Annotated in this window: 22 protein-coding genes; 16 read left to right on the top strand and 6 right to left on the bottom strand. The window is 55.3% G+C overall.

Going from position 1 to position 25412, the window contains the following annotated elements; translation table 11 throughout:
• Positions 1-74 precede the first annotated feature (74 nt).
• Both pntB and pntA read right to left on the bottom strand, forming a co-directional pair.
• The gene (gene pntB, locus RT644_RS01065; protein ID WP_016496247.1) at positions 75-1463 is read right to left on the bottom strand and encodes a Re/Si-specific NAD(P)(+) transhydrogenase subunit beta; all 1389 of its coding nucleotides are present in this window, start codon (positions 1461-1463) and stop codon (positions 75-77) included.
• A 10-nt stretch (positions 1464-1473) separates the two neighbouring features.
• The gene (pntA, locus tag RT644_RS01060; protein WP_313625118.1) at positions 1474-3003 is read right to left on the bottom strand and encodes a Re/Si-specific NAD(P)(+) transhydrogenase subunit alpha; all 1530 of its coding nucleotides are present in this window, start codon (positions 3001-3003) and stop codon (positions 1474-1476) included.
• Between the two features lie 502 nt (positions 3004-3505).
• Between pntA and ydgH the strand changes: the two genes are divergently transcribed.
• Positions 3506-4450, top strand: a complete 945-nt coding sequence (gene ydgH, locus RT644_RS01055) for a DUF1471 family protein YdgH (RefSeq protein WP_313625116.1) — start codon at positions 3506-3508, stop codon at positions 4448-4450.
• Between the two features lie 192 nt (positions 4451-4642).
• A complete protein-coding gene (locus RT644_RS01050) occupies positions 4643-6025 on the top strand; it encodes an amino acid permease (protein WP_313625114.1) in 1383 nt (460 codons plus the stop codon).
• Here RT644_RS01050 and RT644_RS01045 read toward each other — a convergent pair.
• On the bottom strand, positions 6022-6357 hold the full coding sequence (locus RT644_RS01045; protein ID WP_016496251.1) for a GlpM family protein: 336 nt from the start codon (positions 6355-6357) through the stop codon (positions 6022-6024). The two genes, RT644_RS01050 and RT644_RS01045, sit on opposite strands and share 4 nt — an antisense overlap.
• 128 nt (positions 6358-6485) lie before the next feature.
• Here RT644_RS01045 and rstA point away from each other — a divergent pair, with 128 nt between their 5' ends.
• The 3 genes from rstA (at position 6486) to tus (ending at position 9530) form a co-directional block, all read left to right on the top strand.
• Complete coding sequence (gene rstA, locus RT644_RS01040; protein WP_045513465.1) at positions 6486-7208, top strand: two-component system response regulator RstA; 723 nt, start codon at positions 6486-6488, stop codon at positions 7206-7208.
• Positions 7209-7229: 21 nt separating this feature from the next.
• On the top strand, positions 7230-8525 hold the full coding sequence (rstB, locus tag RT644_RS01035) for a two-component system sensor histidine kinase RstB (protein WP_313625111.1): 1296 nt from the start codon (positions 7230-7232) through the stop codon (positions 8523-8525).
• A gap of 75 nt (positions 8526-8600) precedes the next feature.
• Positions 8601-9530: a DNA replication terminus site-binding protein gene (gene tus / locus RT644_RS01030; RefSeq protein ID WP_313625109.1), complete on the top strand. Its 930-nt coding sequence runs from the start codon at positions 8601-8603 to the stop codon at positions 9528-9530.
• On the opposite strand, the gene fumC is transcribed toward tus, so the two are convergent.
• Together fumC and fumA are read right to left on the bottom strand one after the other, a co-directional pair.
• Entirely contained in the window at positions 9527-10927 is a 1401-nt protein-coding gene (gene fumC / locus RT644_RS01025) for a class II fumarate hydratase (RefSeq protein WP_016496255.1), read from the bottom strand. The genes tus and fumC overlap by 4 nt on opposite strands.
• Positions 10928-11061: 134 nt before the next feature.
• Positions 11062-12708, bottom strand: a complete 1647-nt coding sequence (gene fumA, locus RT644_RS01020; protein ID WP_017456630.1) for a class I fumarate hydratase FumA — start codon at positions 12706-12708, stop codon at positions 11062-11064.
• A 197-nt stretch (positions 12709-12905) separates the two neighbouring features.
• On the opposite strand from fumA, the gene manA reads away from it, so the two are divergent.
• The 5 genes from manA to add all read left to right on the top strand — a co-directional run bounded on the left by manA (position 12906) and on the right by add (position 19785).
• Entirely contained in the window at positions 12906-14078 is a 1173-nt protein-coding gene (manA, locus tag RT644_RS01015; RefSeq protein ID WP_269230882.1) for a mannose-6-phosphate isomerase, read from the top strand.
• A gap of 105 nt (positions 14079-14183) precedes the next feature.
• Positions 14184-15713 (top strand): YdgA family protein, encoded by a 1530-nt coding sequence (locus tag RT644_RS01010; RefSeq protein WP_045513447.1) that lies wholly within the window; start codon positions 14184-14186, stop codon positions 15711-15713.
• A 167-nt stretch (positions 15714-15880) separates the two neighbouring features.
• The gene (gene malX / locus RT644_RS01005; protein WP_313625105.1) at positions 15881-17494 is read left to right on the top strand and encodes a maltose/glucose-specific PTS transporter subunit IIBC; all 1614 of its coding nucleotides are present in this window, start codon (positions 15881-15883) and stop codon (positions 17492-17494) included.
• 4 nt (positions 17495-17498) lie between these two features.
• On the top strand, positions 17499-18683 hold the full coding sequence (locus RT644_RS01000; RefSeq protein WP_313625104.1) for a MalY/PatB family protein: 1185 nt from the start codon (positions 17499-17501) through the stop codon (positions 18681-18683).
• Positions 18684-18783: 100 nt separating this feature from the next.
• Positions 18784-19785: an adenosine deaminase gene (gene add, locus RT644_RS00995; RefSeq protein WP_045513449.1), complete on the top strand. Its 1002-nt coding sequence runs from the start codon at positions 18784-18786 to the stop codon at positions 19783-19785.
• Positions 19786-19837: 52 nt separating this feature from the next.
• On the opposite strand, the gene RT644_RS00990 is transcribed toward add, so the two are convergent.
• On the bottom strand, positions 19838-20878 hold the full coding sequence (locus RT644_RS00990; RefSeq protein WP_016496262.1) for an oxidoreductase: 1041 nt from the start codon (positions 20876-20878) through the stop codon (positions 19838-19840).
• Positions 20879-21081: 203 nt separating this feature from the next.
• Here RT644_RS00990 and blr point away from each other — a divergent pair, with 203 nt between their 5' ends.
• From blr to rsxC, 6 genes are all read left to right on the top strand, one after another.
• Positions 21082-21219 carry a division septum protein Blr gene (gene blr, locus RT644_RS00985; protein ID WP_016496263.1) on the top strand — a complete coding sequence of 46 codons (138 nt, stop codon included), beginning with the start codon at positions 21082-21084 and terminating at the stop codon, positions 21217-21219.
• Positions 21220-21464: 245 nt separating this feature from the next.
• Positions 21465-21680 carry a transcription modulator YdgT gene (gene ydgT, locus RT644_RS00980; RefSeq protein ID WP_016496264.1) on the top strand — a complete coding sequence of 72 codons (216 nt, stop codon included), beginning with the start codon at positions 21465-21467 and terminating at the stop codon, positions 21678-21680.
• 86 nt (positions 21681-21766) lie between these two features.
• Positions 21767-22207, top strand: coding sequence for a DUF2569 domain-containing protein (locus RT644_RS00975; RefSeq protein WP_016496265.1), 441 nt, complete (start codon positions 21767-21769; stop codon positions 22205-22207).
• 77 nt (positions 22208-22284) lie between these two features.
• Complete coding sequence (gene rsxA / locus RT644_RS00970; protein WP_016496266.1) at positions 22285-22866, top strand: electron transport complex subunit RsxA; 582 nt, start codon at positions 22285-22287, stop codon at positions 22864-22866.
• Between the two features lies 1 nt (position 22867).
• Positions 22868-23446, top strand: a complete 579-nt coding sequence (rsxB, locus tag RT644_RS00965) for an electron transport complex subunit RsxB (RefSeq protein WP_016496267.1) — start codon at positions 22868-22870, stop codon at positions 23444-23446.
• Positions 23439-25412: electron transport complex subunit RsxC (gene rsxC / locus RT644_RS00960; protein ID WP_313625100.1), on the top strand; the 1974-nt coding region annotated here is incomplete at its 3' end. The genes rsxB and rsxC, both read left to right, overlap by 8 nt.

Below are 25412 nucleotides of genomic sequence, written 5' to 3'. Positions count from 1 at the left end.
GTATAGACACTCTGCTTTCGTCCACGCGGACCAAAAAAAACCGCTCCGAAGAGCGGTTTTTCAGGCGGTACGCATTACAGCGCTTTGAGGATAGCGTCGACGCTGGCTTTGGCATCGCCAAACAGCATCTGCGTGTTTTCTTTGAAGAACAAGGGGTTTTGCACGCCCGCGTAGCCAGTGTTCATGGAGCGCTTAAACACAATCACATTTTGCGCTTTCCACACTTCCAGCACCGGCATACCCGCGATCGGGCTCTTCGGATCATCCTGCGCCGCCGGGTTAACCGTGTCGTTCGCACCGATAACCAGCACGGTGTCGGTATCGGCGAAATCATCGTTGATTTCGTCCATTTCCAGCACGATGTCATACGGCACTTTCGCTTCCGCCAGCAGCACGTTCATATGACCCGGCAAACGTCCAGCAACCGGGTGAATACCGAAACGCACCTTCACGCCGCGCGCGCGTAGTTTCTCGGTGATTTCCGCCACCGGATACTGCGCCTGCGCCACCGCCATGCCATAGCCCGGGGTGATGATGACCGAATGCGAGTTTTTCAGCAGCTCTGCGGTCTCTTCGGCATTGATTTCGCGGTGCTCGCCCGCCTCTTCATCGCTACCAGTTGAAGAACCGTCCGTACCAAAACCACCGGCAATCACGCTGATAAAGGAGCGGTTCATCGCCTTACACATAATGTAAGAGAGGATCGCACCGGAAGAACCGACCAGCGCACCGGTCACGATCAGCAGGTCATTGCTGAGCATAAAGCCCGCCGCCGCCGCCGCCCAACCGGAGTAGGAGTTCAGCATGGAAACCACGACCGGCATATCCGCACCGCCGATAGAAGCGACCAGATGCCAGCCAAACACCAACGCAATTATCGTCATCACCAACAGCGCCAGCACTTGCAAGCCGACACTTTCGGTGCGCACAAACACCAGCAGCAGTACGAAGGAAACCACCAGCGCTGCCAGATTCAGTTTGTGGCGATGCGGCAACATCAGCGGCTTAGAAGAAATTTTCCCGCGCAGTTTACCGAAAGCGACAATAGAACCGGTGAAGGTCACCGCACCAATAAAGATGCCGAGGAACACTTCCGTCAGATGAATATTCACCAGCACCGGATCCAGTCCCACTTCGTGATCGAGATAGCTGTTAAAGCCTACCAGTACCGCAGCCAGGCCGACAAAGCTGTGCAGCACGGCCACCAGCTCTGGCATTTCGGTCATTTCCACTTTCTTCGCCAGGCGAATACCAATCGCGCCGCCGATAATCATCGCCACTAAAATCCAGGCGACATTGCCGGTGTCCGGGCCAAAGATGGTTGCAATCAGCGCAATCGCCATCCCGGCGATACCAAAGTTATTTCCCTGCTGGGACGTTTCGTGTTTTGAAAGTCCCGCCAGGCTGAAAATAAACAGGATCGCGGCAACAATGTATGCAGCTGTAACTAATCCTCCAGACATCTGTTACCCCTTAGTTCTTCCGGAACATTTTCAGCATGCGCTGAGTGACGGTGAAACCACCAAAAATATTAATGCTGGCAATCAGTACCGCAATAAAACTCAGGAAGCTGACCCAGCCGCCGTGACCAATCTGCAACAGCGCGCCTACCACGATAATGCCGGAAATGGCGTTAGTGACCGACATCAGCGGCGTGTGCAGCGCATGCGAGACGTTCCACACCACGTAGTAACCGACTACGCAAGCCAGCGCGAAAACGGTAAAGTGGCCGAGGAACTCTTTCGGTGCAACATTGGCAAGCCAGCCAAACAGAATGATCGCCAGTGCCATAAAGGCATATTTCCGCCACGGCGAAACCGGTTTGGCCTCTTCTTTTGGTGCCGCAGTCGCTTTTGGCGCAGCCTGCGGCTGTGCAGAAACCTGAATCGGCGGCGCAGGCCAGGTAACTTCACCGTCGCGAACCACGGTAACCCCGCGAACCACAACGTCATCGAAATCGACAACTACGTTGCCATCTTTTTCAACGCACAGCAGTTTCAGCAGGTTCACAAGGTTGGTGCCGTAAAGCTGGGAAGACTGCGTAGGCAGACGGCCTGGTAAATCGGTATAACCGATCACTTTCACGCCATTGGCGGTTGTGCTGACCTCGTTCGGTACCGTGTATTCGCAGTTACCGCCGTTTTGCGCAGCAAGATCCACAATAACGCTGCCTGGCTTCATGGAGTCAACCATTTCACGGGTGATCAGCTTCGGTGCCGGTTTCCCCGGGATAAGCGCCGTGGTGACAATGATGTCGACATCTTTCGCCTGGGCTGCGAAGAGTTCCATTTCTGCTTTGATAAAGGCTTCGGACATCACTTTCGCATAACCGTCGCCGCTGCCCGCTTCTTCCTGGAAATCCAGCTCCAGAAACTCGGCACCCATACTCTGCACCTGCTCTTTGACTTCAGGGCGCGTATCGAACGCTCGCACAATGGCCCCAAGGCTGTTAGCCGCGCCAATCGCCGCCAGACCGGCAACGCCCGCGCCAATCACCATTACTTTCGCCGGTGGCACTTTGCCCGCCGCCGTGATCTGCCCGGTAAAGAAACGGCCGAATTCATGCGCCGCTTCAACAATTGCACGATATCCCGCAATGTTGGCCATTGAGCTCAGCGCATCCAGCGACTGGGCGCGGGAGATACGCGGCACGGAATCCATTGCCATCACGGTAATGTTACGCGCAGCCAGCTTCTCCATTAATGCCGGATTTTGCGCAGGCCAGATAAAACTCACCAGCGTCGTGCCCGGATTAAGCAGCGCGATCTCTTCGTCATCCGGCGCGTTAACTTTAAGGATAACGTCCGAGTGCCAGACGTTGCTCCCATCGACAATCGTCGCGCCGGCCTGGGCGAACGCATCGTCATCGAAACTTGCCAGCTTGCCCGCGCCGCTTTCAATCGCGACGGTAAAACCCAGTTTAAGCAGTTGCTCGACCGTTTTCGGCGTCGCAGCAACGCGGGTTTCATTGGCCAACCGTTCTTTAGGTACACCAATACGCATAGTTTTCCCTTCCATCGGTTTTAGATGATGGTTTGTCAGTGGTTCCGGCGCGGTTATTTACGCAACGCTGCGGAAAATAAAACAGTAACAAACTTTCTATAACCTACTGAAAATAACGCCTGTGATCCACAGCCGGAAAAGAGAAATTATGCATTTATCCGTGAAAATTACCTGTCGGAGGCCGCAGGCAAGGTTATTTGCCTTAAATTCCCGCATACAGGCCGATATTCCGCTCAGACGAAGCGGCAAAACACGATTAATCTCCAGTGAAGATGCGCTTTTTAACAATGTATTAACTTAATAAAGTCATAACCTTTATCGGTTTTGCTGGTCAAGCGCCTGTTTTTTCAACATATCACTAAAGGTTATCGTTATTTCCCTTCCGGTAGCACAGTCAGTGAAAAATGACGCAGACAGTTGCGCTGTTTAAATGCAATAATCACCGACGTTTTCCCAACAACAACACCAGTTTATGGTTTGCGCAAGGCGAAGGATTATTTTTATGAAGCTTAAGTACACCCTCCTGGCGTCAGCACTTCTCTCGGCAATGGCATTTACCGCCAACGCAGCGACAGAGTTAACACCGGAGCAAGCGGCAGCGGTAAAACCTTACGATCGCATCGTGATCACCGGCCGTTTTAATGCCATTGGCGACGTCGTTAACGCAGCATCCAAACGCGCGGATAAAGAAGGTGCCGCATCATTTTACGTTGTTGATACCTCCGACGCGGGCAACAGCGGTAATCAGCGCGCCACGGTCGATTTATACAAGGCTGACGCAGCAAAAGCGGAGCGTCCTGCTTTCCGTGTTATTAACGGCGTGACCGAGTTACCTAAAGATCAAGCAATTGTGCTTCAGCCATACGATACGGTGACCGTTCAGGGTTTCTTCCGCACCCAGCCGGAAGTGAACGACGCAATTACTAAAGCCGCCAAAGAGAAAGGCGCAGCCTCTTTCTTTATTGTTCGCCAGGTAGATGCTAACCAGGGCGGCAACCAGATCGTCACGGCCTTCATCTATAAAGCCGACGCGAAAAAACGCGTTATCCAGAGCGCGGATGCTATCCCGCGTGACTCGGATGCTGGCCGCGCCGCGCTGGCAAAAGGCGGAGAAGAAGCCAAAAAAGTTGAGATCCCAGGCGTCGCCAGCGATGCGACAGCGGGCGTTGGTGTAGGTCGTTTCTTCGAAACTCAGTCGTCTTCCGGCGGTCGTTACAGTGTCACGCTGCCTGACGGAACAAAAATTGAAGAGGTGAATAAAATCACCGCCGCGCAGATGGTGCCTTTCGACAGCATCAAGTTCACCGGCAACTATGGCAACATGACGGAGATCTCTTACCAGGTCGCCAAACGTGCCGCGCAGAAAGGTGCTAAGTACTATCACATCACCCGCCAGTGGTCAGAAAGTGGCAACAACATGACCATCAGCGCCGATCTGTATAAATAATCTGCATTTATAAATCAGGCGGCTACGGCCGCCTTTTTTATTTTTTTACCCTTTTTCGTAAAATTGTCGTCCCACCTCATTGCATGGTCCGTCGACTCTCCGTAAAATCCCGCGCCTTAGTGATATCCACCATATTTATGCGCCACGGCAAAATAATTATTCTGGATTAGTTGCTTTTTTGACAGGATAACCATGGAAAAGAAACTTGGCCTTAGCGCATTAACTGCGCTGGTTTTAAGCTCAATGCTGGGCGCTGGTGTTTTCAGCCTGCCACAAAATATGGCGGAAGTTGCCAGCCCGGCGGCGCTGATCATTGGCTGGATGATCACCGGGGCGGGGATTTTATTGCTCGCTTTTGCCATGCTGATCCTGACCCGTATTCGCCCGGATCTGGATGGCGGCATATTCACATACGCCCGCGAAGGTTTTGGTGAGCTGATTGGCTTTTGTTCGGCCTGGGGCTACTGGCTGTGCGCGGTTATCGCCAACGTCTCTTATCTGGTTATCGTCTTTTCCGCCCTGAGTTTCTTTACCGACACGCCATCGTTGCGCCTGTTTGGCGATGGCAACACCTGGCAGTCGATTGTTGGCGCATCCGTACTATTGTGGATTGTGCATGCGCTGGTTCTGCGCGGCGTACAAACCGCGGCGAGTATCAATCTGGCAGCGACGCTGGCGAAACTGGTACCGCTCGGGCTGTTTATTGTGCTGGCGGCGCTGGCCTTTAACCTCGATAAATTCCGCCTTGATTTCAGCGGCATCGAGCTGGGCGTTCCGGTATGGGAACAGGTGAAAAACACCATGCTGATCACCCTGTGGGTATTTATTGGGGTCGAAGGCGCGGTTGTGGTTTCTGCCCGGGCGCGCAATAAGCACGATGTTGGCCGCGCCACACTGCTCGCCGTGCTGGCTGCGCTGACCGTCTACCTGCTGGTTACCCTGCTTTCGCTCGGCGTCGTCCCGCGCCCGGAACTGGCGGAAATGCGTAATCCGTCAATGGCCGGTCTGATGGTGAAACTGCTGGGAAGCTGGGGAGAAGTCATTATCGCGGCAGGTTTGATTGTCTCCGTCTGCGGCGCGTACCTGAGCTGGACGATTATGGCGGCGGAAGTGCCGTTACTGGCCGCAACGCATAAAGCGTTTCCGAAGATCTTCGCACGACAGAATAAAAACAACGCGCCTGCTGCCTCGTTGTGGCTGACCAATATCAGCGTGCAGGTTTGCCTGGTGCTGATTTGGCTCACCGGTTCAGATTACAACACGCTGCTGACCATCGCGTCAGAGATGATCCTGGTGCCCTATTTCCTTGTCGGCGCATTCCTGTGGAAGATCGCGCAGCGTCCTTTGCACCAGGCGGTGGCGATTGGCGCTTGCCTGTATGGCTTGTGGCTGCTGTACGCATCCGGTCCGATGCATTTATTGCTGTCGGTGGTGCTCTACGCACCGGGACTGCTGGTGTTTATGTACGCCCGTCGCACACATGAGATGACGGAAATGCTCAAACAGCATGAAAAAGCGCTGATTGGTGCCTTGTTAATCGCCGCCGTTCCCGCCACCTGGATGCTGATGCGCTAATGCAGACGGCTCCAGCAATAAATTAACAACCAGGCGCTGAGGCTCCAGCAAATAACCGCACAGCCCAGCGCCGGCCAGACCCGCATCAAACCGGTGAAATACCAGAGCGACAGTAAATAGATAAAATAGGGAATAATCGCCCACATGCCGAACACGATCGTGGTGCGCAGCGCCTCAACGCCACGCTCAGTGGCGACAATATAGTGCGCAATCAGCGCGAAAGTCGGAAATAACGGGATTAACCCGGCGATATAGTAATTTTTTGTTTTGGCCAGCAGACCAATCAATACCACCACCAGCGCCCCGATAGCCGCTTTAATCACCAACCCCATAATTTTCCCTTTATCACTGCAACAACAACGACCTACAGCATAACGGAAGCCTCTTCGTTTAGAAAAGATTAATGGCAGCTTATAGCAAGGCGGTGTATGTTGACGTTTTTGAACAATCGCGATGGCTTATGAATAAGATCGTTTTTGTGGAAGATGACCCGGAAGTGGGCGCACTGATTGCCGCTTATCTGGGCAAACACGATATGGACGTCATTGTCGAACCCCGTGGCGATCGCGCCGAAGAGGTGATCGCCCGCGAAAAACCCGAACTGGTGCTGCTGGATATCATGCTGCCCGGGAAAGATGGCATGACCTTGTGCCGCGACCTGCGTAACCAGTGGAGCGGCCCGATTGTGCTGCTCACCTCGCTGGACAGTGATATGAACCACATTCTTTCACTGGAGATGGGCGCCAACGATTACATTCTGAAAACCACGCCGCCCGCCGTATTGCTGGCGCGTCTGCGTTTGCATTTGCGCCAGCGCAGTAGTGCGAATACCGTCGCCGAACCCGCCACGCCCTCACTGAAACAGCATAAGACAATCAGCTTCGGCACCTTGTCTATCGATCCGGTTAACCGCCAGGTGTTGCTGGCCGGGCAACAAGTCGCCCTCTCCACCGCCGATTTCGAATTGCTGTGGGAATTAGCGACCCATGCCGGGCAGATTATGGACCGTGATGCGCTGCTGAAAAACTTACGTGGTGTAAGCTACGATGGCATGGATCGCAGCGTTGATGTGGCGATTTCCCGTCTGCGTAAAAAATTGCTCGACAGCGCAACGGAACCCTACCGTATTAAAACCGTGCGCAACAAAGGCTATCTGTTTGCCCCGCATGCGTGGGACAACTAAAACGCAAAACCAGGTGTCGCTATGAAAAAGCTGTTCGTCCAGTTTTACCTTTTGCTGTTCGTCTGCTTTCTGGTGATGACGATGCTGGTGGGTCTGGTTTATAAATTCACTGCCGAGCGCGCTGGCCGCCAGTCCCTTGACGACCTGATGAAAAGCTCGCTGTACCTGATGCGTAGCGAGCTGCGCGAGATCCCGCCCAATCAATGGGCCAGAACCCTGAAGGAGCTGGATCTCAATCTGTCGTTTAATCTGCGCATTGAGCCAATGAGCAAATACACGCTGGAACCACGTCCGGCGCAACGGCTGCGCGAAGGCGATATCGTGGCGCTTGATTCGGAATACACCTTTATCCAGCGTATTCCCCGCAGCCATTATGTTTTGGCGGTCGGCCCGGTGCCGTATCTCTTTTTCCTGCATGAAACGCGGCTGCTGGATATGGGATTGATGGCGCTAATTGCTATCTCTCTCGCCTTCCCGGTATTTATCTGGATGCGCCCGCACTGGCAGGAGATGTTGCGGCTTGAATCGGCAGCACAACGCTTCGGCGAGGGGCATTTAGAGGAGCGCATTCATTTTGACAGTGCCTCGAGTTTTGAGCGGCTCGGCATCGCCTTTAACCAGATGGCGGACAATATCAATGCGCTGATTGCCAGTAAAAAGCACCTTATAGACGGCATAGCCCACGAACTGCGCACGCCGCTGGTCAGGCTGCGTTACCGGCTGGAGATGAGCGAAAACCTCAGCGAAACCGAGCATGCGGCGTTAAATCGCGATATCGGGCAACTGGAAGCGCTGATTGAAGAGTTGCTGACTTACGCCCGTCTCGATCGCCCGCAGACCGAACTGAAACTCACCTCCCCGGATCTACCGGCGTGGTTCAGCAGTTACCTTGACGATGCGCGCAGCATGAACCCGCAGCACACCTTTTTGCTGACAACAACGCCGGGTGAAGATTATGGCGCGCTGGATATGCGTCTGATGGAGCGCGTTCTGGATAATCTGGTGAATAACGCCCTGCGTTACAGCCAGCAAACGATAAAAGTCACCTTACAACGCGAAGGTTCACAAGCCTGTATGATCGTTGAAGATGATGGCCCCGGTATTGCGCCCGAAGAGCGCGAACGCGTGTTTGAGCCCTTTGTTCGCCTCGATCCCAGCCGCGACCGTGCGACCGGCGGCTGCGGGTTAGGGCTGGCAATTGTGCATTCCATCGCGCAGGCTTTCGGCGGCGAAGTCAGTTGCGCGCAGAGCGAGCTGGGCGGCGCGAAATTTTCTTTCCACTGGCCGATTTACCACCACATTGTTTTGCCCTCCTGACCATTAACCGCACAGTGGCCGGCTCCCGGCGACTGTGCTATAAATAAAAGTATGTTGTAACTAATGGAGCGCGAAATGGCTGCCTTAGATTTGATCGAACGCCTCAACACCACCTTCCGGCAGCTGGAACAGCAACTGGCTGCGCTAAAAACCGAGTTAGCAGAGTGCCGGTTAATGGCCGCGCGCGTATTTAGCCTGCCGGATATCCCCAAAGGCGCGGAACACAACCCGCTTACCGCGATCCATGTCGAACAACATCTTGGTCAGCAGGCGGCAGCGCTTGCACTCAATCATTTCACCCATTTATTTATTCAGCAGCAGTCGGAAAACCGCAGCAGCAAAGCCGCTGTGCGGCTGCCGGGCGTTATCTGCTACCAGGCAAATGAGGCCACGCTTAGCGCGCTGGCTGAACGCATCAGTACCGTGAACGCGCTGAAATTAACCTTCGAACGGATAGTCACTCAGGAATCGGGGCTGGCCCCTGCGGCCCGGTTTGAATGGGTTCACCGCCATCTGCCGGGGCTTATCACTTTAAATGCTTACCGGACACTGACGACCATTCGCGCACCGGCAACCATCCGTTTTGGCTGGGCGAATAAGCACATTATTAAAAACCTCACCCGCGATGAGGTACTGGCGCAACTGGAAAAAAGCCTGAAATCCCCGCGCGCCGTCTCTGCATGGACGCGAGAAGAGTGGCTGGGACGTATTGAACAGGAGTACAACGATATCGCCGCCCTGCCAACACAGGCGCGGCTGAAAATCAAACGTCCGGTGAAAGTGCAGCCCATTGCCCGCGTCTGGTATACCGGTTCACAAAAACAGGTGCAATATGCCTGTCCGACACCGCTTATCACGCTGATTTCAGAAGAGAATGGTGGAACCGTTCCGGATATTGGCGAGCTGCTGGATTACAACGCGGAAACTATTCAACACCGCTATAAACCGCAGGCGCAGCCGCTGACGCTGATCATCCCGCGGCTGCACCTGTATCTGGCGGGTTAAGCCTGTTTCAAACTGCCAACCATCGATTCCGGACGCACCCAGCTGTCAAACTCGGCTTCCGTCAGGTAGCCGAGCGCCAGCGCAGAAGCTTTTAGCGTCAGCCCCTCTTTATGCGCTTTTTTGGCAATTTCCGCCGCCTTGTCATAGCCGATATGGGTATTCAGTGCGGTCACCAGCATCAAAGACTCATTGAGCAGTTGATCAATACGCTCGCGGTTGGGTTCAATCCCCACGGCGCAATGCTCGTTAAAGCTCTCCATGCCGTCCGCCAGCAGACGCACCGATTGCAGGAAATTATGGATAACCATCGGGCGGAAAACGTTCAGCTCAAAGTTGCCGGATGCGCCACCAATATTCACCGCCACATCATTGCCCAGCACCTGGCAGCATAGCATGGTCATCGCTTCGCACTGTGTGGGGTTAACTTTACCCGGCATGATCGAGCTACCCGGTTCGTTTTCCGGGATGGCGATTTCGCCGATACCACACCGCGGGCCAGAGGCTAGCCAGCGCACATCGTTAGCGATTTTCATTAACGAAGAGGCCAGCCCTTTCAGCGCGCCATGGGCATGCACCAGTGCATCGCAGGTCGCCAGCGCTTCAAATTTGTTGGGCGCGGTAATAAACGGTTGTCCGGTAAAGCTGGCCAGCTCTTGCGCCACGCGCACGGCGTATTCCGGGTGCGTATTCAGCCCGGTGCCCACGGCGGTGCCGCCAAGCGCCAGTTCGCTCAGATGCGGCAAGCTTTGTTCGATATGTTTAAGGTTATGCTCAAGCATCGCCACCCAGCCGGAGATCTCCTGGCCCAGCGTCAGCGGCGTCGCGTCCTGCAAATGCGTACGGCCGATTTTGACAATACCGGCAAACGCGGTGGCTTTCTCATTAAGCGTCTTTTTCAGCACCTGTAGCTGCGGGATCAGTTGCTCACGCACGCCAATCACCGCCGCGACATGCATCGCTGTCGGGAAAACATCATTGGAACTCTGGCTTTTATTCACGTCGTCATTGGGATGGATCTTGCGTTCCATGCCGCGCACGCCGCCGAGGATTTCGCTGCCGCGATTGGCCAGCACCTCGTTCATGTTCATGTTGCTCTGCGTACCGGACCCGGTCTGCCAGATAGCGAGCGGAAACTCATCGGGATGTTGCCCGGCCAGCACTTCATCCGCCGCCGCGATGATCGCGCGCGCTTTCTCTTCGGGCAGTAACCCCAAATCCTGATTAACTTTCGCCGCCGCGCGTTTGGTCAGCGCCAGTGCGTGGATCAGTGAGACCGGCATTTTTTCCGTTGAGATACGAAAATGCTCAAGCGATCGCTGGGTTTGCGCTCCCCACAGTTTGTCTGCCGGGACGTCGATTGCGCCCATCGAATCTTTCTCACTGCGATGCGTTGCCATGACTCTCTCCTTGGTTACAAAGTGATATAGGGTTGCGACATTGCTCACCTGCAAACAAGTAAAAGTATTGATGCTTTTTATAATGTTGTTTACTGCTTTGTGCTTAAAAAAACCGCCCCGAAGGGCGGTCAATACTATTTAACGCAGCGGGCACACTGCCCGGATTGAATTTGCTGGAAGAAGTCGTTGCCTTTGTCATCCACAAGGATAAACGCCGGGAAATCCTCCACTTCAATTTTCCAGATAGCTTCCATACCGAGTTCCGGATAAGCCACACACTCAAGGCTTTTGATACTGTTCTGCGCAAGGATCGCCGCCGGGCCGCCAATGCTGCCGAGGTAGAAACCGCCATGCTTGTGACAGGCATCGGTCACCTGCTGGCTGCGGTTACCTTTCGCCAGCATGATCATGCTACCGCCCTGCGACTGCAGTTGATCGACATAAGAATCCATACGCCCGGCGGTGGTCGGCCCCAGCGAACCGGAGGCATAACCTTCCGGCGTTTTTGCCGGGCCTGCGTAGTAAATCGGGTGATCTTTAATGTACTGCGGCAGATGCTCGCCGCTGTCCATCAGCTCTTTGAGCTTCGCGTGGGCGATATCGCGCGCAACGATAATCGTGCCGGTAAGCGACAAGCGCGTAGAGACCGGGTACTGCGAAAGCTGTTCGAGGATCGCTTTCATCGGGCGGTTAAGATCCACTTTCACGGCTTCGCCTTCACCGGCCTCGCGCAGCGCTTCCGGAATGTATTTGCCCGGATTCTGCTCTAAACGCTCCAGCCAGATGCCATCGCGGTTGATTTTACCTTTGATGTTGCGATCGGCTGAACAGGAAACGCCCATGCCAACCGGGCAAGACGCACCGTGGCGCGGCAGGCGGATCACGCGAATATCATGCGCGAAATATTTGCCGCCAAACTGTGCGCCAAGACCGAGGTTCTGCGCTTCCACCAGCAGTTCTTGCTCCAGCTGCACATCGCGGAACGCCTGTCCGTGCTCGTTACCTTCAGTTGGCAGCGCGTCATAATATTTGGTGGAGGCAAGTTTGACCGTTTTCAGCGTCGCTTCCGCCGACGTACCGCCAATCACAAACGCGACATGATACGGCGGGCAGGCCGCTGTGCCGAGGGTGCGCATCTTCTCGACGAGGTAGTTTTTCAGCTTCGCCGGGGTGATCAGTGCCTTGGTTTCCTGAAACAGGTAGGTTTTATTCGCCGAACCGCCGCCTTTTGCGATGCAGAGGAATTTATACTCGTCGCCATCAACACTGTAGAGATCAATCTGCGCCGGCAGGTTGGTACCGGTATTCACCTCTTTGTACATATCCAGCGGGGCGTTTTGCGAATAGCGCAGGTTCTCTTCGGTGTAGGTGTTGTAAACACCGCGTGCCAGCGCCGCTTCATCCCCGCCACCGGTCCAGACACGCTGCCCTTTTTTACCCATGATGATCGCCGTGCCGGTATCCTGGCAGGTCGGCAGAATGCCTTTCGCGGCAATGTCCGAGTTGCGCAGGAATTGCAGGGCGACATATTTGTCATTTTCGCTGGCTTCGGGATCGGCAAGGATATCGGCGACCTGCTGCTGGTGCGCCGGGCGCAGTAAAAATGAGGCGTCGTGGAAAGCGTGTTGCGCCAGCAGGGTCAGCGCTTGCGGATCCACTTTCAGGATCTGCTGCCCTTCAAACTCAGCCACAGAAACATAGTCGCGGCTTAGCAGGTAGTATTCGGTGTCATCCTTTCCTAGCGGGAAAGGATCCTGATAATAAAAGGGTTTGTTCGACATTGTTCTCTCACTTACGGCTGATCTGGTTATTGTTCAGGCAGTCAATCCATCTGCCTGTGTTAAAGCGAGTCGCCATATCCTACACAATTTTTTAACAAAAACTGAGACTAGTACGACTTTTTACCCTCGCAGGTTACTTCCGTCGGCTTTGTTGCTTTAATAACGCCATAATTTCATTAATGAGAAAGGGCTTGATAATGCAAAAACTCATCAACTCCGTGCAGAACTATGCCTGGGGAAGTAAAACGGCATTAACGGATCTCTACGGCATCGCCAATCCTGACAATCTGCCGATGGCGGAACTGTGGATGGGCGCGCACCCGAAGAGCAGCTCAAAGGTGCAGGATGCCAGCGGCCAGACCCGTGCGCTGCGTGAGGTGATTGATCAGGACAAAACCCGTTTGCTGGGCAGCGCCGTCGCTAACCGTTTTGGCGAATTACCGTTCCTGTTTAAAGTGCTGTGCGCCGACCAGCCGCTGTCGATTCAGGTACATCCCAACAAGAAAAACTCCGAAACAGGCTTTGCCAAAGAGAACGCCGCAGGCATTCCGCTGGACGCCGCAGAACGTAACTACAAAGATCCAAACCACAAGCCGGAACTGGTGTTTGCCCTGACGCCGTTCCTTGCGATGAACGCCTTCCGCGAGTTTTCCGACATTGTTTCCCTGCTGCAACCGGTGGCGGGCGCGCACCCGGCGATCGCCCATTTCCTGCAAGCGCCGGGAGCAGAGCGCCTGAGCGAGCTGTTTGCCGCGCTGCTCAATATGCAAGGCGAGGAGAAATCCCGCGCGCTGGCGGTGCTGAAATCAGCGCTCGGCAATCATTCCGGCGAACCGTGGCAAACCATTCGCCTGATTAGCGAGTTCTACCCGGATGACAGCGGCCTCTTCTCTCCGCTGCTGCTGAATGTGGTAAAACTGAACCCAGGCGAAGCAATGTTTCTGTTTGCCGAAACGCCGCATGCCTATCTGCAAGGCGTGGCGCTGGAAGTGATGGCGAACTCTGACAACGTATTGCGCGCCGGGCTGACGCCGAAATATATCGACATTCCGGAACTGGTGGCGAACGTAAAATTCACGCCAAAACCGGCGAATGAGCTGCTGACGCAACCGACGCAGCACGGCGCGGAGCTGGATTTCCCTATCCCGGTAGACGACTTTGCCTTCTCGCTGCACGATCTCAGCACCAGCGAAACCCAGCTGGCGCAGCAGAGCGCGGCCATTGTCTTCTGCGTCGAAGGCGAGGCGGTGCTCAGCAAAGCGAGCCAGCAATTAGTGCTCAAGGCAGGTGAATCAGCGTTTATCGCCGCTGACGAATCACCTGTTGGCGTAAGCGGCACCGGTCGCGTAGCGCGAGTGTTTAATAAGTGAGAGTAAGTTACTGAACTTTTTAGCAAGGATTGCTAAGCTTGAAGGCACATCACTCGACATCCAGGCGGCGTTAACCGCCTGGTTTCTTTTTTAGGGATAAATACTATGAAAAAAACGTGGGTTGCCGCGGGGATTATCGTCGCGCTCGGTATCGTCTGGACGGGCGGAGCCTGGTACACCGGCAAACAACTTGAAGGTCGTCTGGCCGAGATGGTCAGCCAGGCGAACGCACAAATTAAGCGCAACGCGCCGGAGGCCAATATTGAACTCTCTGCGCAGGATTACCAGCGCGGCCTCTTTTCCAGCCAGTTAACGTTAAACATTAAACCGCTCGCCGGCAGCACCAATACCTGGCTGAAGCCGGGGCAAGCCATTGTTCTGCACGAGACGGTCGATCATGGACCCTTCCCGCTGGCGCAGCTTAAAACCTTTAGCCTGACGCCTGCGATGGCTTCCGTGCATACGCAACTGGTCAATAACGAAGTGACAAAAGGGCTGTTTGATATCGCCAAAGGCCAGGCGCCCTTCTCCGCCGACACCCGCATTGGCTACAGCGGCGATACCCGCACGGATGTCGTCCTGAGCCCGCTGAATTCAGAAAAAGATGGCGACAAAGTTGCCTTCAGCGGCGGTCATTTCCGCTTCAGCGCAGACAGTAAAGGTAACGCGTTGTCGCTGAGCGGCGAAGCCGAAAGCGGCCTGGTGGATACGGTAAATGAATATGGGCAGAAAGTGCAGCTGTCGTTCAATAACCTGAAAACCGACGGCTCCAGCGAAATGTCCAGCTTTGATGAGCGTACCGGCAACCAGAAGATGAGCCTCGATAAGCTCGCAATCTCTATTGAAAATAAAGAGATGGCGCTGCTCGAAGGCATGAACTTAACCGCCAAATCGGACGTTGCGGACGACAAAAAGAGCCTTAACAGCCAACTGGATTACTCCCTGAACAGCCTGAAGGTGCAGGGTCAGGATCTCGGCAGCGGAAAACTGACGCTGAAAGTGGGTCAGATTGACGGCAAAGCCTGGCATCAGGCCAGCGAGCAGTACGACGCGCAAATCCGTGCCTTAATGGCGCAACCGGATATCGCGCAGAACCCGGAGCTCTACCAGCAGAAAGCCACTGAAGCGTTCCTTAGTATTGTTCCGCTGTTGCTGAAAGGCGAGCCGGTATTGACCATTGCGCCGCTAAGCTGGAAGAACGCCAAAGGCGAAGCGTCGTTTAATATGTCCCTGTTCCTGAAAGATCCGTCAACCGCAACCGGCACGCCGCAAACGCTGGCCGATCAAGTTGACCGCACGGTGAAATCCCTCGACAGCAAGCTGACGATCCCGCTGGATATGGCCACCGAAATGATGACTCAGGTGGCGAAACTTGAAGGTTATCAGCAAGAGGACGCGGCGAAACTGGCAAGCCAGCAGGTGAAAGGCCTGGCGGCGATGGGCCAGATGTTCCGCATCACCACCGTGGAAAACAACAGCATCCTCACCAGCCTGCAATATGCTAACGGCCAGGTGACGCTGAATGGCGAAAAAATGCCGCTCGAGCAGTTTGTCGGGATGTTTGGTATGCCAGGGCTGCAGCCTGCTCAGCCGGACGACGCGACACCGCCCGTTCCGGCGGTACCGCAGCAGTAATTTTCCAGCCCCTTTCGAGGGGCTTTTTATTTTCTTTTGGGCCACCTTGCCGGAATCCGAAAACGACAACCCCGTTACCGGCTCGCGCTTTTTGCGCGACAAAAACTGATAAAACCGTCTGCGCTCTGCACATCCGCCAGAGCATTCTTTTTTCGTGAGGAGAGGTTATGGCGGGGAAAACCGCGCAAAAAGCGAACCTGTGGGCATTTTTCCAGCAGCTCGGTAAAACCTTTATGCTGCCCGTCGCGCTGCTGTCGTTTTGCGGCATCATGCTCGGCATTGGCAGCTCGCTCAGCAGCCGCGATGTGATAACACTGCTGCCGGTGTTGGGCCATCCGCTGCTGCAGGCCATTTTTATCTGGATGAACAAAATTGGCTCATTCGCGTTCAGTTTCCTGCCCGTGATGTTCTGCATCGCTATTCCGCTGGGACTGGCGCGTGAAGATAAAGGCGTGGCGGCTTTTTCCGGTTTTGTCGGCTATGCGGTGATGAACCTGGCGGTGAATTTCTGGCTTACCGCGCAGGGCATATTGCCCACTACCGATGCATCACTGCTCAAAGCACATAACGTGCAGAATGTGCTCGGCATCCAGTCCATTGATACCGGGATCCTCGGCGCGGTGATTGCCGGGATTATTATCTGGCGTTTACATGAACGCTTTCACACCCTGCGCCTGCCGGACGCGCTGGCCTTTTTCGGCGGGACGCGCTCGGTGCCGATTGTCACCAGCGTCGTGATGGGCGTTGTAGGGCTTGCGATCCCGCTGGTCTGGCCGTGGTTTGCCATGGCAATTAGCGGCCTGGGGCACATTATCGATCGCGCCGGAGATTTCGGGCCGATGATTTTCGGCACTGGCGAACGCCTGCTGCTGCCCTTTGGTCTGCAACATATTCTGGTGGCGTTGATCCGTTTTACGGAAGCCGGTGGAACAATGGAGGTCTGTGGACACAGCGTCAGCGGTGCATTGACCATTTTCCAGGCGCAGCTTAACTGCCCGCAAACGCACGGTTTCGCCGAAAGCGCGACCCGTTTTCTCTCGCAAGGCAAAATGCCCGCGTTCCTGGGCGGCTTACCCGGCGCGGCGCTGGCGATGTACCACTGCGCGCGGCCCGAAAACCGCCATAAAATAAAAGGGTTGATGATTTCCGGCGTGATTGCCTGCGTGGTGGGCGGCACTACCGAACCGATCGAATTCCTGTTCCTGTTTGTCGCCCCGGTGCTCTATTTAATTCATGCTGTGCTCACCGGGCTGGGCTTTACCGTGATGGCCGTGCTCGGCGTGACGATCGGCAACACGGATGGCAATGTGATTGATTTCATTGTCTTCGGCGTGCTGCACGGCATGGCGACGAAGTGGTATCTGGTGCCGCTGGTGGCCGCCATCTGGTTCGTCGTTTACTACGCCTTATTCCGTTTCGCGATCACCCATTTTGACCTGAAAACACCGGGGCGCGACAACGCTGTAGCGGAAAGCGCGGCCTCTGCAACGCAGGGCGTGACGGGCAAATCCGGTTATGACGTTCCTGTCCTGCTTACCGCGCTTGGCGGGGCGGATAACGTCGCAACGCTGGATAACTGCATTACCCGCTTGCGCCTTTCGGTCAAGGAGATGGATAACGTCAATGTTGACGCCCTCAAGGCCAACCGCGCGATTGGCGTTATCAAAGTGAATGAACATGATTTGCAGGTGGTGATTGGGCCGCAAGTGCAGTCAGTAAAAGATGAAATGGCGCAGCTTATCAATGCGCAACGGTTTGGCACCCCGGTGGGGGCGGAATAATAAAATGACCACGGATACCTTCGATTTCTCCACTCCGGTTGACCGCCGCGGCACCTGGTGTACGCAGTGGGATTATGTCGCCGATCGCTTTGGGCGCGCGGATTTGCTTCCTTTCACCATTTCCGATATGGATTTTGCCACCGCGCCGTGCGTAATTAACGCGCTACAACAGCGGCTTACGCATGGCGTACTGGGTTACAGCCGCTGGAAAAACGAGGCGTTTCTGGGGGCTATTTCGCACTGGATGACCCGCCGCTTTAATACGCAGATCGATACTGACAGCATTGTTTATGGTCCGTCGGTTATCTGGATGATTGCCGAAATGATCCGCCAGTGGTCACAGCCGGGCGATGGCATCGTGGTTCATACCCCGGCGTACGACGCGTTTTATAAAGCCATTCAGGGGAATCAGCGGCAGTTGCTGGCCGTGCCGCTACAACACAACAATGCAGGCTGGTTTTGCGATATGGCGCAGCTCGACGCCGTGCTGGCAAGGCCGGAGAGTAAAATCCTGCTACTGTGCAGCCCGCAAAACCCGACAGGCAAAGTATGGACTCGCCATGAACTGGAAACCATGGCGGCGCTGTGTGAACGCCATAACGTGAAAGTGATAAGCGATGAAATTCATATGGATATGGTCTGGAGCAGCCAACCGCACACCCCCTGGTGCGCTGTCGCTCGCGGGCCGTGGGCGCTGTTTAGTTCGGCATCGAAAAGCTTTAACATTCCCGCACTGACCGGCGCGTGGGGGCTTATTGATGATGCGTCGTCGCGCAATGGCTGGCTGGAGGCGCTGAAAAACAGCAACGGCCTCTCCTCGCCGTCGGTGCTGTCGGTCGTCGCCCATATCGCCGCTTACCGCGACGGCGCGCCGTGGCTGGATGCGCTTCGTACTTACCTGCGCGCCAATCTGGTTTATCTGGCAGAGCGTCTGAATAACGCCTTTCCTGTGCTGAACTGGCAAGTACCGGAATCCACCTATCTGGCATGGATAGATTTGCGCCCGTTAGGGATTGATGATTCCGCACTGCAAAAAGCGCTGATCGAGGAGCAAAAGGTGGCCATCATGCGCGGTGATACTTACGGCGCGGAAGGACGAGGGTTTGTGCGTCTGAATGTCGGTTGCCCACGGGTGAAACTTGAGCAAGGTGTGAAGGGATTAATCGCGGCATTAGCGTCGCTTCATTAAACCAGATTTGCGCAACCCGCCCTCCGGGTTGCGCAAGATAGCTTTTTACCGCCTTTTGTCTCTATAATGGCGAGCACTTTCTTAAAATAAGAGTGCGACCATGATTGATCCCAACCTGCCGTTAACTGATATTCATCGCCATCTCGACGGAAACATCCGTGCACAAACCATTCTGGATCTTGGCCGCCAGTACAATCTGCCCCTGCCTGCACAAACCCTTGAAGCACTGCGTCCGCACGTTCAGGTCACCTCTAATGAACCGGATTTGGTCAGCTTCCTTGCGAAACTCGACTGGGGTGTCAAAGTGCTGGCGTCACTGGATGCCTGTCGCCGTGTCGCTTACGAAAACATGCAGGACGCGGCGCTGAACGGGTTGCACTACGTTGAACTGCGCTTTTCGCCAGGTTATATGGCGATGACCCACAACCTGCCGGTCGCGGGCGTTGTCGAAGCGGTGATTGCCGGCGTGCGCGAAGGGAGCCGTGATTTCAATGTGCAGGTGCGCTTAATCGGCATTATGAGCCGTACCTTCGGCGAGGCCGCGTGTTTGCAGGAACTCGACGCGCTGCTGGCGCACCGCGACGGCATTACCGCGCTGGATCTGGCCGGTGATGAGCTGGGTTTCCCTGGTAGTCTTTTCCTTTCGCATTTTAACCGTGCGCGCGATGCGGGCTGGCAGATTACTGTTCATGCGGGTGAAGCCGCCGGTCCGGAAAGCATCTGGCAGGCGATTCGTGAACTCGGTGCCGTACGAATTGGCCACGGCGTGAAGGCGATCGAAGATGCCGCGCTGATGGATTTTCTCGCCGAACAACGCATCGGTATTGAATCCTGTCTGACGTCGAATATTCAGACCAGTACCGTGCCCTCCCTCGCCCGCCATCCGCTGAAAACCTTCCTTGAGCATGGCATTCTGGCGAGCATCAATACCGACGACCCGGCCGTGCAAGGTGTCGAAATTGGTCATGAATACCAGGTTGCCGCGCCAGCCGCCGGGCTGAGTCGCGAACAGATTCGCCAGGCGCAGATTAACGGGCTGGAGATGGCTTTTCTCAGCGCGGCGGAAAAACAAGCGCTGCGCGATAGCGTTGCGAAGGCGTAAGAAGAAAGAAGAAAGAAGAAAACCGCTCACGACAATGCGTGAGCGGTGATTTTCAGGTCAGACTCAGCGTAGAACGATGTTTTGCAGATTCAATGCCCAGCTCAATCAGCTCCATTATCTGGATCGCCTGGCTGGCCGGAACCGGGTTTTCCCCCACGCCGTTAAGCGCGTCGCGAATGGCCGCGTAATAAGCCGGGTAGTTGCCCGGTAGCGTCAGCCAGTTCTCTTCCTTACGCTCTTCGCCGTCAACGCGGGTTAATACGCCGTCGCGCATGTCATAACCCCAGTCGGCCTGCGGCAACCGCGCACCACTTTTCAGGCACTCCTCCTGCGGATCCAGACCATATTTCACGTAACTGCCGCGCGAACCATGCACGATATAGCGGGCCGATTCTGCGGCCGCCAGCATAGTGCCATGCAGCACAACGCGCCGCTGCGGGTAGGCAAGCACCGCGTGAAAATAGTCTGTGGATTGCGCGCCAGGGCGTAACTGCGCCAGATCCACCGTCATCGATACCGGTAAGCCGAAAAGGTTAACCGCCTGATCGAGCAAATGCGGCGCCAAATCATACCAGATGCCGCTGCCTGGCCCGCCTTGCTCGCGCCAGCGGTTACGTACCTGCGGGCGGAAACGGTCAAAATGCGACTCGAAATAGGCGACTTCGCCCAGCGCACCGTCGGCCAGCAAGGCTTTCAGCGTCAGAAAGTCACTGTCCCAGCGGCGGTTATGGAACACCGACAACACACGCCCGAGGCTGCGCGCCAGCGCGTCGAGCTCACGTGCTTGTGACAGTGTCACCGTAAAGGGTTTATCCACCACCACATGTTTGCCCGCTTCCAGCGCCGCTTTGGCCAGCGGGAAATGGGTATCGTTCGGCGTGGGGATGACAATCAGGTCAATCGAGGGATCGTTAAACAGATGCTTCGGCTCAGAGACAACCGGCACGGCTGGCCAATCCGCTTTTACTTTCGCTTCGTCGCTGCTGGAAATCGCGGCCAGTTCCATTCCCGCCGTTCCGGCAATCAACGGCGCATGAAATGTTTTGCTGGCGTAGCCATAACCTATTAATCCGACACGGATATTATCGCTCATAGAGGGGTCTCTCCTTATTGGAACGTCTATTTCACACCATCTGCCAGGTGGCGACAACCGCTTCAGCAACCCATTAGCGAAACGAATGAATTTACCGCGCTCAGCCCTGGTTTCTGCCTAAAAAATCTGCTTAAATCTGCAACCGGGCGTCGGTTTTTATCGACAGCCGCAGACAAAAGTAAACATCAGGGAGTAGTAAAAGTATGGCCGGAATTTTCAATCGGATTATTGAATTAATGGGCTGGGTGGTGCTCGGCGTATCGACCATTCTTTTGGTTTTTGCCAGCCATATCGATAATTATCAGCCCCCTGAACAGAGCGTCGCGGCACAAAAGAAATAATTGCCGCCGTAAAACGCGCAAAGTGCAATTAAGCGTCATATGCTTATTGCCAGCCATGACGAAGGGCGTTAATCTTCACAGCCGGGCGCTGTTCTGGTGCCTGGTTTCACCTGAAAAGAAAACTCTTAATTTAGTGGCAGACCATTCCTGTGCTATTTACGCCCGGGTAATAATGTTTATTATTCGTACAAAATTAGCCCGCGTATATTTTCTGCCTCTTTCTTATTATATGGACACCCCTCGACATGACCGTTCAGGACTATTTATTAAAATTCCGCAAAATCAGTTCGCTTGAAAGTCTGGAAAAATTGTTTGATCACCTTAACTACACGCTGACCGACAGCGGTGAAATTATCAACATGTACCGCGCAGCCGATCATCGCCGGGCTGAACTGGTTTCTGGCGGCCGCCTGTTTGACATTGGGTGCGTTCCGCGCTCGGTATGGCGCTACGTGCAGTAACGCCGCTGGCATTCGTTGTGTAATGCTTTATACTCCTCGCCCGGCGAAACCATTCAGAGCATTAATGCCTTAACAGAGGAATACGCATGACAACGACTCCCGCAGAAAGAATCGGAGGCTGGTTACTCGGCCCTCTGGCCTGGTTGCTGGTCACGTTATTAAGCACCTCGCTGGCATTATTGCTGTATGCCACCGCCTTAATGACACCCCAGTCGGTAACGGCGCTGGGCGCACAACCGCTGAAACAAACCATACTGTGGTTCGTCTCTTTCGCCTTCGCGATCGCCATCTGGTATTACACTTTCTGGCTGGTTATCGCCTTTTTTAAACGCCGCCGCAGCGTGCCGAAGCACTATATTATCTGGCTTTTGGTCTGCGTATTGCTCTCCGTGAAAGCCTTTGCCTTCGCTCCTGTCACCGATGAACTGGCGCTGCGTCAGTTACTCTTTCCGCTGCTTGCCGCCGCGTTGATGGTGCCCTATTTCAAGCGCTCAAGCCGCGTGAAAAGGACCTTTGTTAACCCGTAATAACCTTACAGTTATCCTGTTGTCGCCCGGTGCTGTTTGACCGATAATAGGCGGCTTTTTTTATTTCAGGCCACATAATGACAGACTATCTGCTGCTATTTATCGGAACGGTACTGGTCAACAACTTCGTGCTGGTGAAGTTTCTTGGCTTGTGTCCGTTTATGGGCGTCTCCAAAAAACTGGAAAGCGCAATGGGCATGGGGCTGGCGACCACCTTCGTGATGACGATGGCGTCTATCTGTGCCTGGCTCATCGATACATGGGTGCTGATCCCGCTGGATTTAGTCTATCTGCGCACGCTGGCGTTTATCCTGATTATCGCCGTGGTGGTGCAGTTCACCGAAATGGTGGTGCGCAAAACCAGCCCGGCGCTCTATCGCCTGCTGGGTATCTTCCTGCCGCTTATCACCACTAACTGCGCGGTGCTCGGCGTGGCCCTGCTCAATATCAACCTTGGGCACAACTTCATGCAGTCGGCGTTGTATGGCTTCGCCGCCGCCGTAGGGTTCTCACTGGTGATGGTGTTGTTCGCCGCGATTCGCGAACGTCTTGCCGTTGCCGATGTGCCCGCCCCCTTTCGCGGCAATGCGATTGCGTTAATCACTGCGGGCTTAATGTCTCTGGCCTTTATGGGCTTTAGTGGTCTGGTGAAACTGTAATATGAGTGCGATTTCCATAGCCGTTGCCGCACTGAGCGTGCTGGGGCTGCTGTTTGGCGTCATTCTGGGTTATGCCTCCCGCCGTTTTGCGGTTGAGGATGATCCGGTTGTTGAACGCGTTGATGAATTATTGCCGCAAAGCCAGTGCGGGCAGTGCGGCTACCCAGGCTGCCGCCCTTACGCTGAGGCGGTTGGTCTGCAGGGTGAAAAAATTAACCGCTGCGCCCCCGGCGGCGAAGCCGTGATGCTGAAAATCGCCGCGCTATTGAATGTCGATCCGCAACCCATTGATGGCGATGCCGCAGCGCTTGAGCCTGTGCGTATGCTGGCGGTAATCGATGAGAACAATTGCATTGGTTGCACAAAGTGCATTCAGGCTTGTCCGGTAGACGCCATTCTCGGCGCAACGCGCGCCATGCATACGGTGATGAGCGATCTGTGCACCGGCTGTAATCTTTGCGTGGATCCGTGCCCGACGCAGTGCATTGAATTGCGTCCTGTGGAAACGACCACCCATAGCTGGAAATGGGATTTGCAGTCCATTCCGGTGCGTAATATTCCTGTGGAACACCATGCTTAAGTTATTTTCCGCTTTCCGAAAAGAGAAACTGTGGGATTTTCACGGCGGCATTCATCCGCCTGAAATGAAAACCCAATCAAACGGTACGCCGCTGCGCCAAATGCCGCTGGCGAGCCGCTTTGTGCTCCCGTTAAAGCAGCATATTGGTGCCGAAGGCGAACTGTGCGTACGCGTCGGTGACAAGGTGTTGCGCGGCCAGCCGTTGACGCGCGGCCGTGGCCGTATGTTACCTGTTCATGCGCCGACGTCCGGCACCGTGGTCGCGATTGCGCCCCACTCCACCGCACACCCCTCTGCGCTGCCAGAGATGAGCATCATTATTGAAGCGGATGGCGAAGATCGCTGGATTGAGCGCGACGGCTGGGCAGATTATCGTTCGCATAGCCATGACGAGCTGATCGAGCGCATCCACCAGTTTGGCGTAGCCGGCCTTGGTGGCGCAGGCTTCCCGACCGGAGCAAAACTGCAAGGCGGCGGCGATAAGATCGAAACATTGATTATTAACGCTGCGGAATGCGAGCCCTACATCACCGCTGATGACCGCTTAATGCAGGATTGCGCGGCGCAGATTATGGAAGGTGTGCGGATTCTGGCGCACATCCTTAGACCGCGTCAGGTACTTATCGGTATTGAGGATAATAAACCGCAGGCGATCTCCATGATGCGTGCGGTGCTGGCGGGCAGCCACGATATTCAGTTGAAAGTCATCCCAACGAAATACCCCTCCGGTGGTGCCAAACAGCTTACGCAGATCCTCACCGGCAAGCAGGTGCCGCACGGCGGGCGTTCGTCGGATATCGGTATTCTGATGCAAAACGTGGGTACCGCCTATGCGGTTAAACGCGCGGTGATCGACGGCGAACCCTTAACCGAGCGCGTTGTTACGGTGACCGGCGAAGCGGTTAGCCGACCGGGCAATGTCTGGGCGCGCCTGGGAACACCGGTGCGCCATCTGCTCGATTTCGCCGGTTTCTGCCCTTCCGCTGAGCAACTGGTGATTATGGGCGGCCCGCTGATGGGCTTTACGCTGCCGTGGCTGGATGTACCGGTAGTAAAAATTACCAACTGCCTGTTAGCACCTTCCGCCAGCGAGATGGGCGAGCCGCAGGAAGAAAAAGGCTGCATTCGCTGCAGCGCCTGCGCCGACGCCTGCCCGGCCGATTTGCTGCCGCAGCAACTCTACTGGTTCAGCAAAGGCCAGCAGCACGACAAAGCGACGGCGCATAACCTTTCCGATTGCATCGAATGTGGTGCCTGCGCGTGGGTGTGCCCAAGTAATATTCCGCTGGTGCAATATTTCCGCCAGGAGAAGGCGGAGATTTACGCCATCGCCGAGGAAGAAAAACGCAACGCCGAAGCTAAAGCGCGCTTTGAAGCGCGCCAGGCACGTCTTGAGCGCGAAAAAATCGCCCGTCAGCAGCGTCATAAACAGGCTGCGGTTCAGCCTGCGGCTAAAGATCAGCAGGCGATTGATGCCGCGCTGGCGCGCGTGCGCGAAAAACAGACGACCGCTGCCCAGCCAGTTGTCATTCAGGCCGGAGCCATGCCTGATAACAGCGAAGTGATTGCCGCGCGCGAAGCACGCAAAGCGCAGGCACGCGCCCGCCAGGCAGAAAAAGCGCAGCAGGTGGAAAACAGTGCCGCCACCGGCGAAACAGCCGATCCGCGCAAAGCCGCCGTTGAAGCGGCGATTGCCCGCGCCAAAACGCGTAAGCTCTCACAGAGCCAGCCCGCAGAATCGACCGCAAACGCTGAGCAACCTCAGGCGGACGCCGGACAGTCACCGGCTGAATCTGCACCGGTCGATCCGCGCAAAGCCGCCGTTGAAGCGGCGATTGCCCGCGCCAAAGCGCGTAAGCTCGCGCAGATCCAGTCCGCAGAATCGACCGCAAACGCTGAGCAACCACAGGTGGACGCCGGACAGTCACCGGCTGAATCTGCACCGGTCGATCCGCGCAAAGCCGCC

Source organism: Kosakonia sp., from assembly GCF_032104925.1.
GTDB lineage: Bacteria > Pseudomonadota > Gammaproteobacteria > Enterobacterales > Enterobacteriaceae > Kosakonia.
Note: the sequence above shows the minus strand (reverse complement) of the source record. Positions and strands in the feature narration are given on the sequence as shown.

Coding starts and splice junctions, on each gene's coding strand:
- pntB (WP_016496247.1), bottom strand. CDS start 1,463: ATGTCTGGAGGATTAGTTACAGCTGCATACATTGTTGCCGCGATCCTG.
- pntA (WP_313625118.1), bottom strand. CDS start 3,003: ATGCGTATTGGTGTACCTAAAGAACGGTTGGCCAATGAAACCCGCGTT.
- ydgH (WP_313625116.1), top strand. CDS start 3,506: ATGAAGCTTAAGTACACCCTCCTGGCGTCAGCACTTCTCTCGGCAATG.
- RT644_RS01050 (WP_313625114.1), top strand. CDS start 4,643: ATGGAAAAGAAACTTGGCCTTAGCGCATTAACTGCGCTGGTTTTAAGC.
- RT644_RS01045 (WP_016496251.1), bottom strand. CDS start 6,357: ATGGGGTTGGTGATTAAAGCGGCTATCGGGGCGCTGGTGGTGGTATTG.
- rstA (WP_045513465.1), top strand. CDS start 6,486: ATGAATAAGATCGTTTTTGTGGAAGATGACCCGGAAGTGGGCGCACTG.
- rstB (WP_313625111.1), top strand. CDS start 7,230: ATGAAAAAGCTGTTCGTCCAGTTTTACCTTTTGCTGTTCGTCTGCTTT.
- tus (WP_313625109.1), top strand. CDS start 8,601: ATGGCTGCCTTAGATTTGATCGAACGCCTCAACACCACCTTCCGGCAG.
- fumC (WP_016496255.1), bottom strand. CDS start 10,927: ATGGCAACGCATCGCAGTGAGAAAGATTCGATGGGCGCAATCGACGTC.
- fumA (WP_017456630.1), bottom strand. CDS start 12,708: ATGTCGAACAAACCCTTTTATTATCAGGATCCTTTCCCGCTAGGAAAG.
- manA (WP_269230882.1), top strand. CDS start 12,906: ATGCAAAAACTCATCAACTCCGTGCAGAACTATGCCTGGGGAAGTAAA.
- RT644_RS01010 (WP_045513447.1), top strand. CDS start 14,184: ATGAAAAAAACGTGGGTTGCCGCGGGGATTATCGTCGCGCTCGGTATC.
- malX (WP_313625105.1), top strand. CDS start 15,881: ATGGCGGGGAAAACCGCGCAAAAAGCGAACCTGTGGGCATTTTTCCAG.
- RT644_RS01000 (WP_313625104.1), top strand. CDS start 17,499: ATGACCACGGATACCTTCGATTTCTCCACTCCGGTTGACCGCCGCGGC.
- add (WP_045513449.1), top strand. CDS start 18,784: ATGATTGATCCCAACCTGCCGTTAACTGATATTCATCGCCATCTCGAC.
- RT644_RS00990 (WP_016496262.1), bottom strand. CDS start 20,878: ATGAGCGATAATATCCGTGTCGGATTAATAGGTTATGGCTACGCCAGC.
- blr (WP_016496263.1), top strand. CDS start 21,082: ATGGCCGGAATTTTCAATCGGATTATTGAATTAATGGGCTGGGTGGTG.
- ydgT (WP_016496264.1), top strand. CDS start 21,465: ATGACCGTTCAGGACTATTTATTAAAATTCCGCAAAATCAGTTCGCTT.
- RT644_RS00975 (WP_016496265.1), top strand. CDS start 21,767: ATGACAACGACTCCCGCAGAAAGAATCGGAGGCTGGTTACTCGGCCCT.
- rsxA (WP_016496266.1), top strand. CDS start 22,285: ATGACAGACTATCTGCTGCTATTTATCGGAACGGTACTGGTCAACAAC.
- rsxB (WP_016496267.1), top strand. CDS start 22,868: ATGAGTGCGATTTCCATAGCCGTTGCCGCACTGAGCGTGCTGGGGCTG.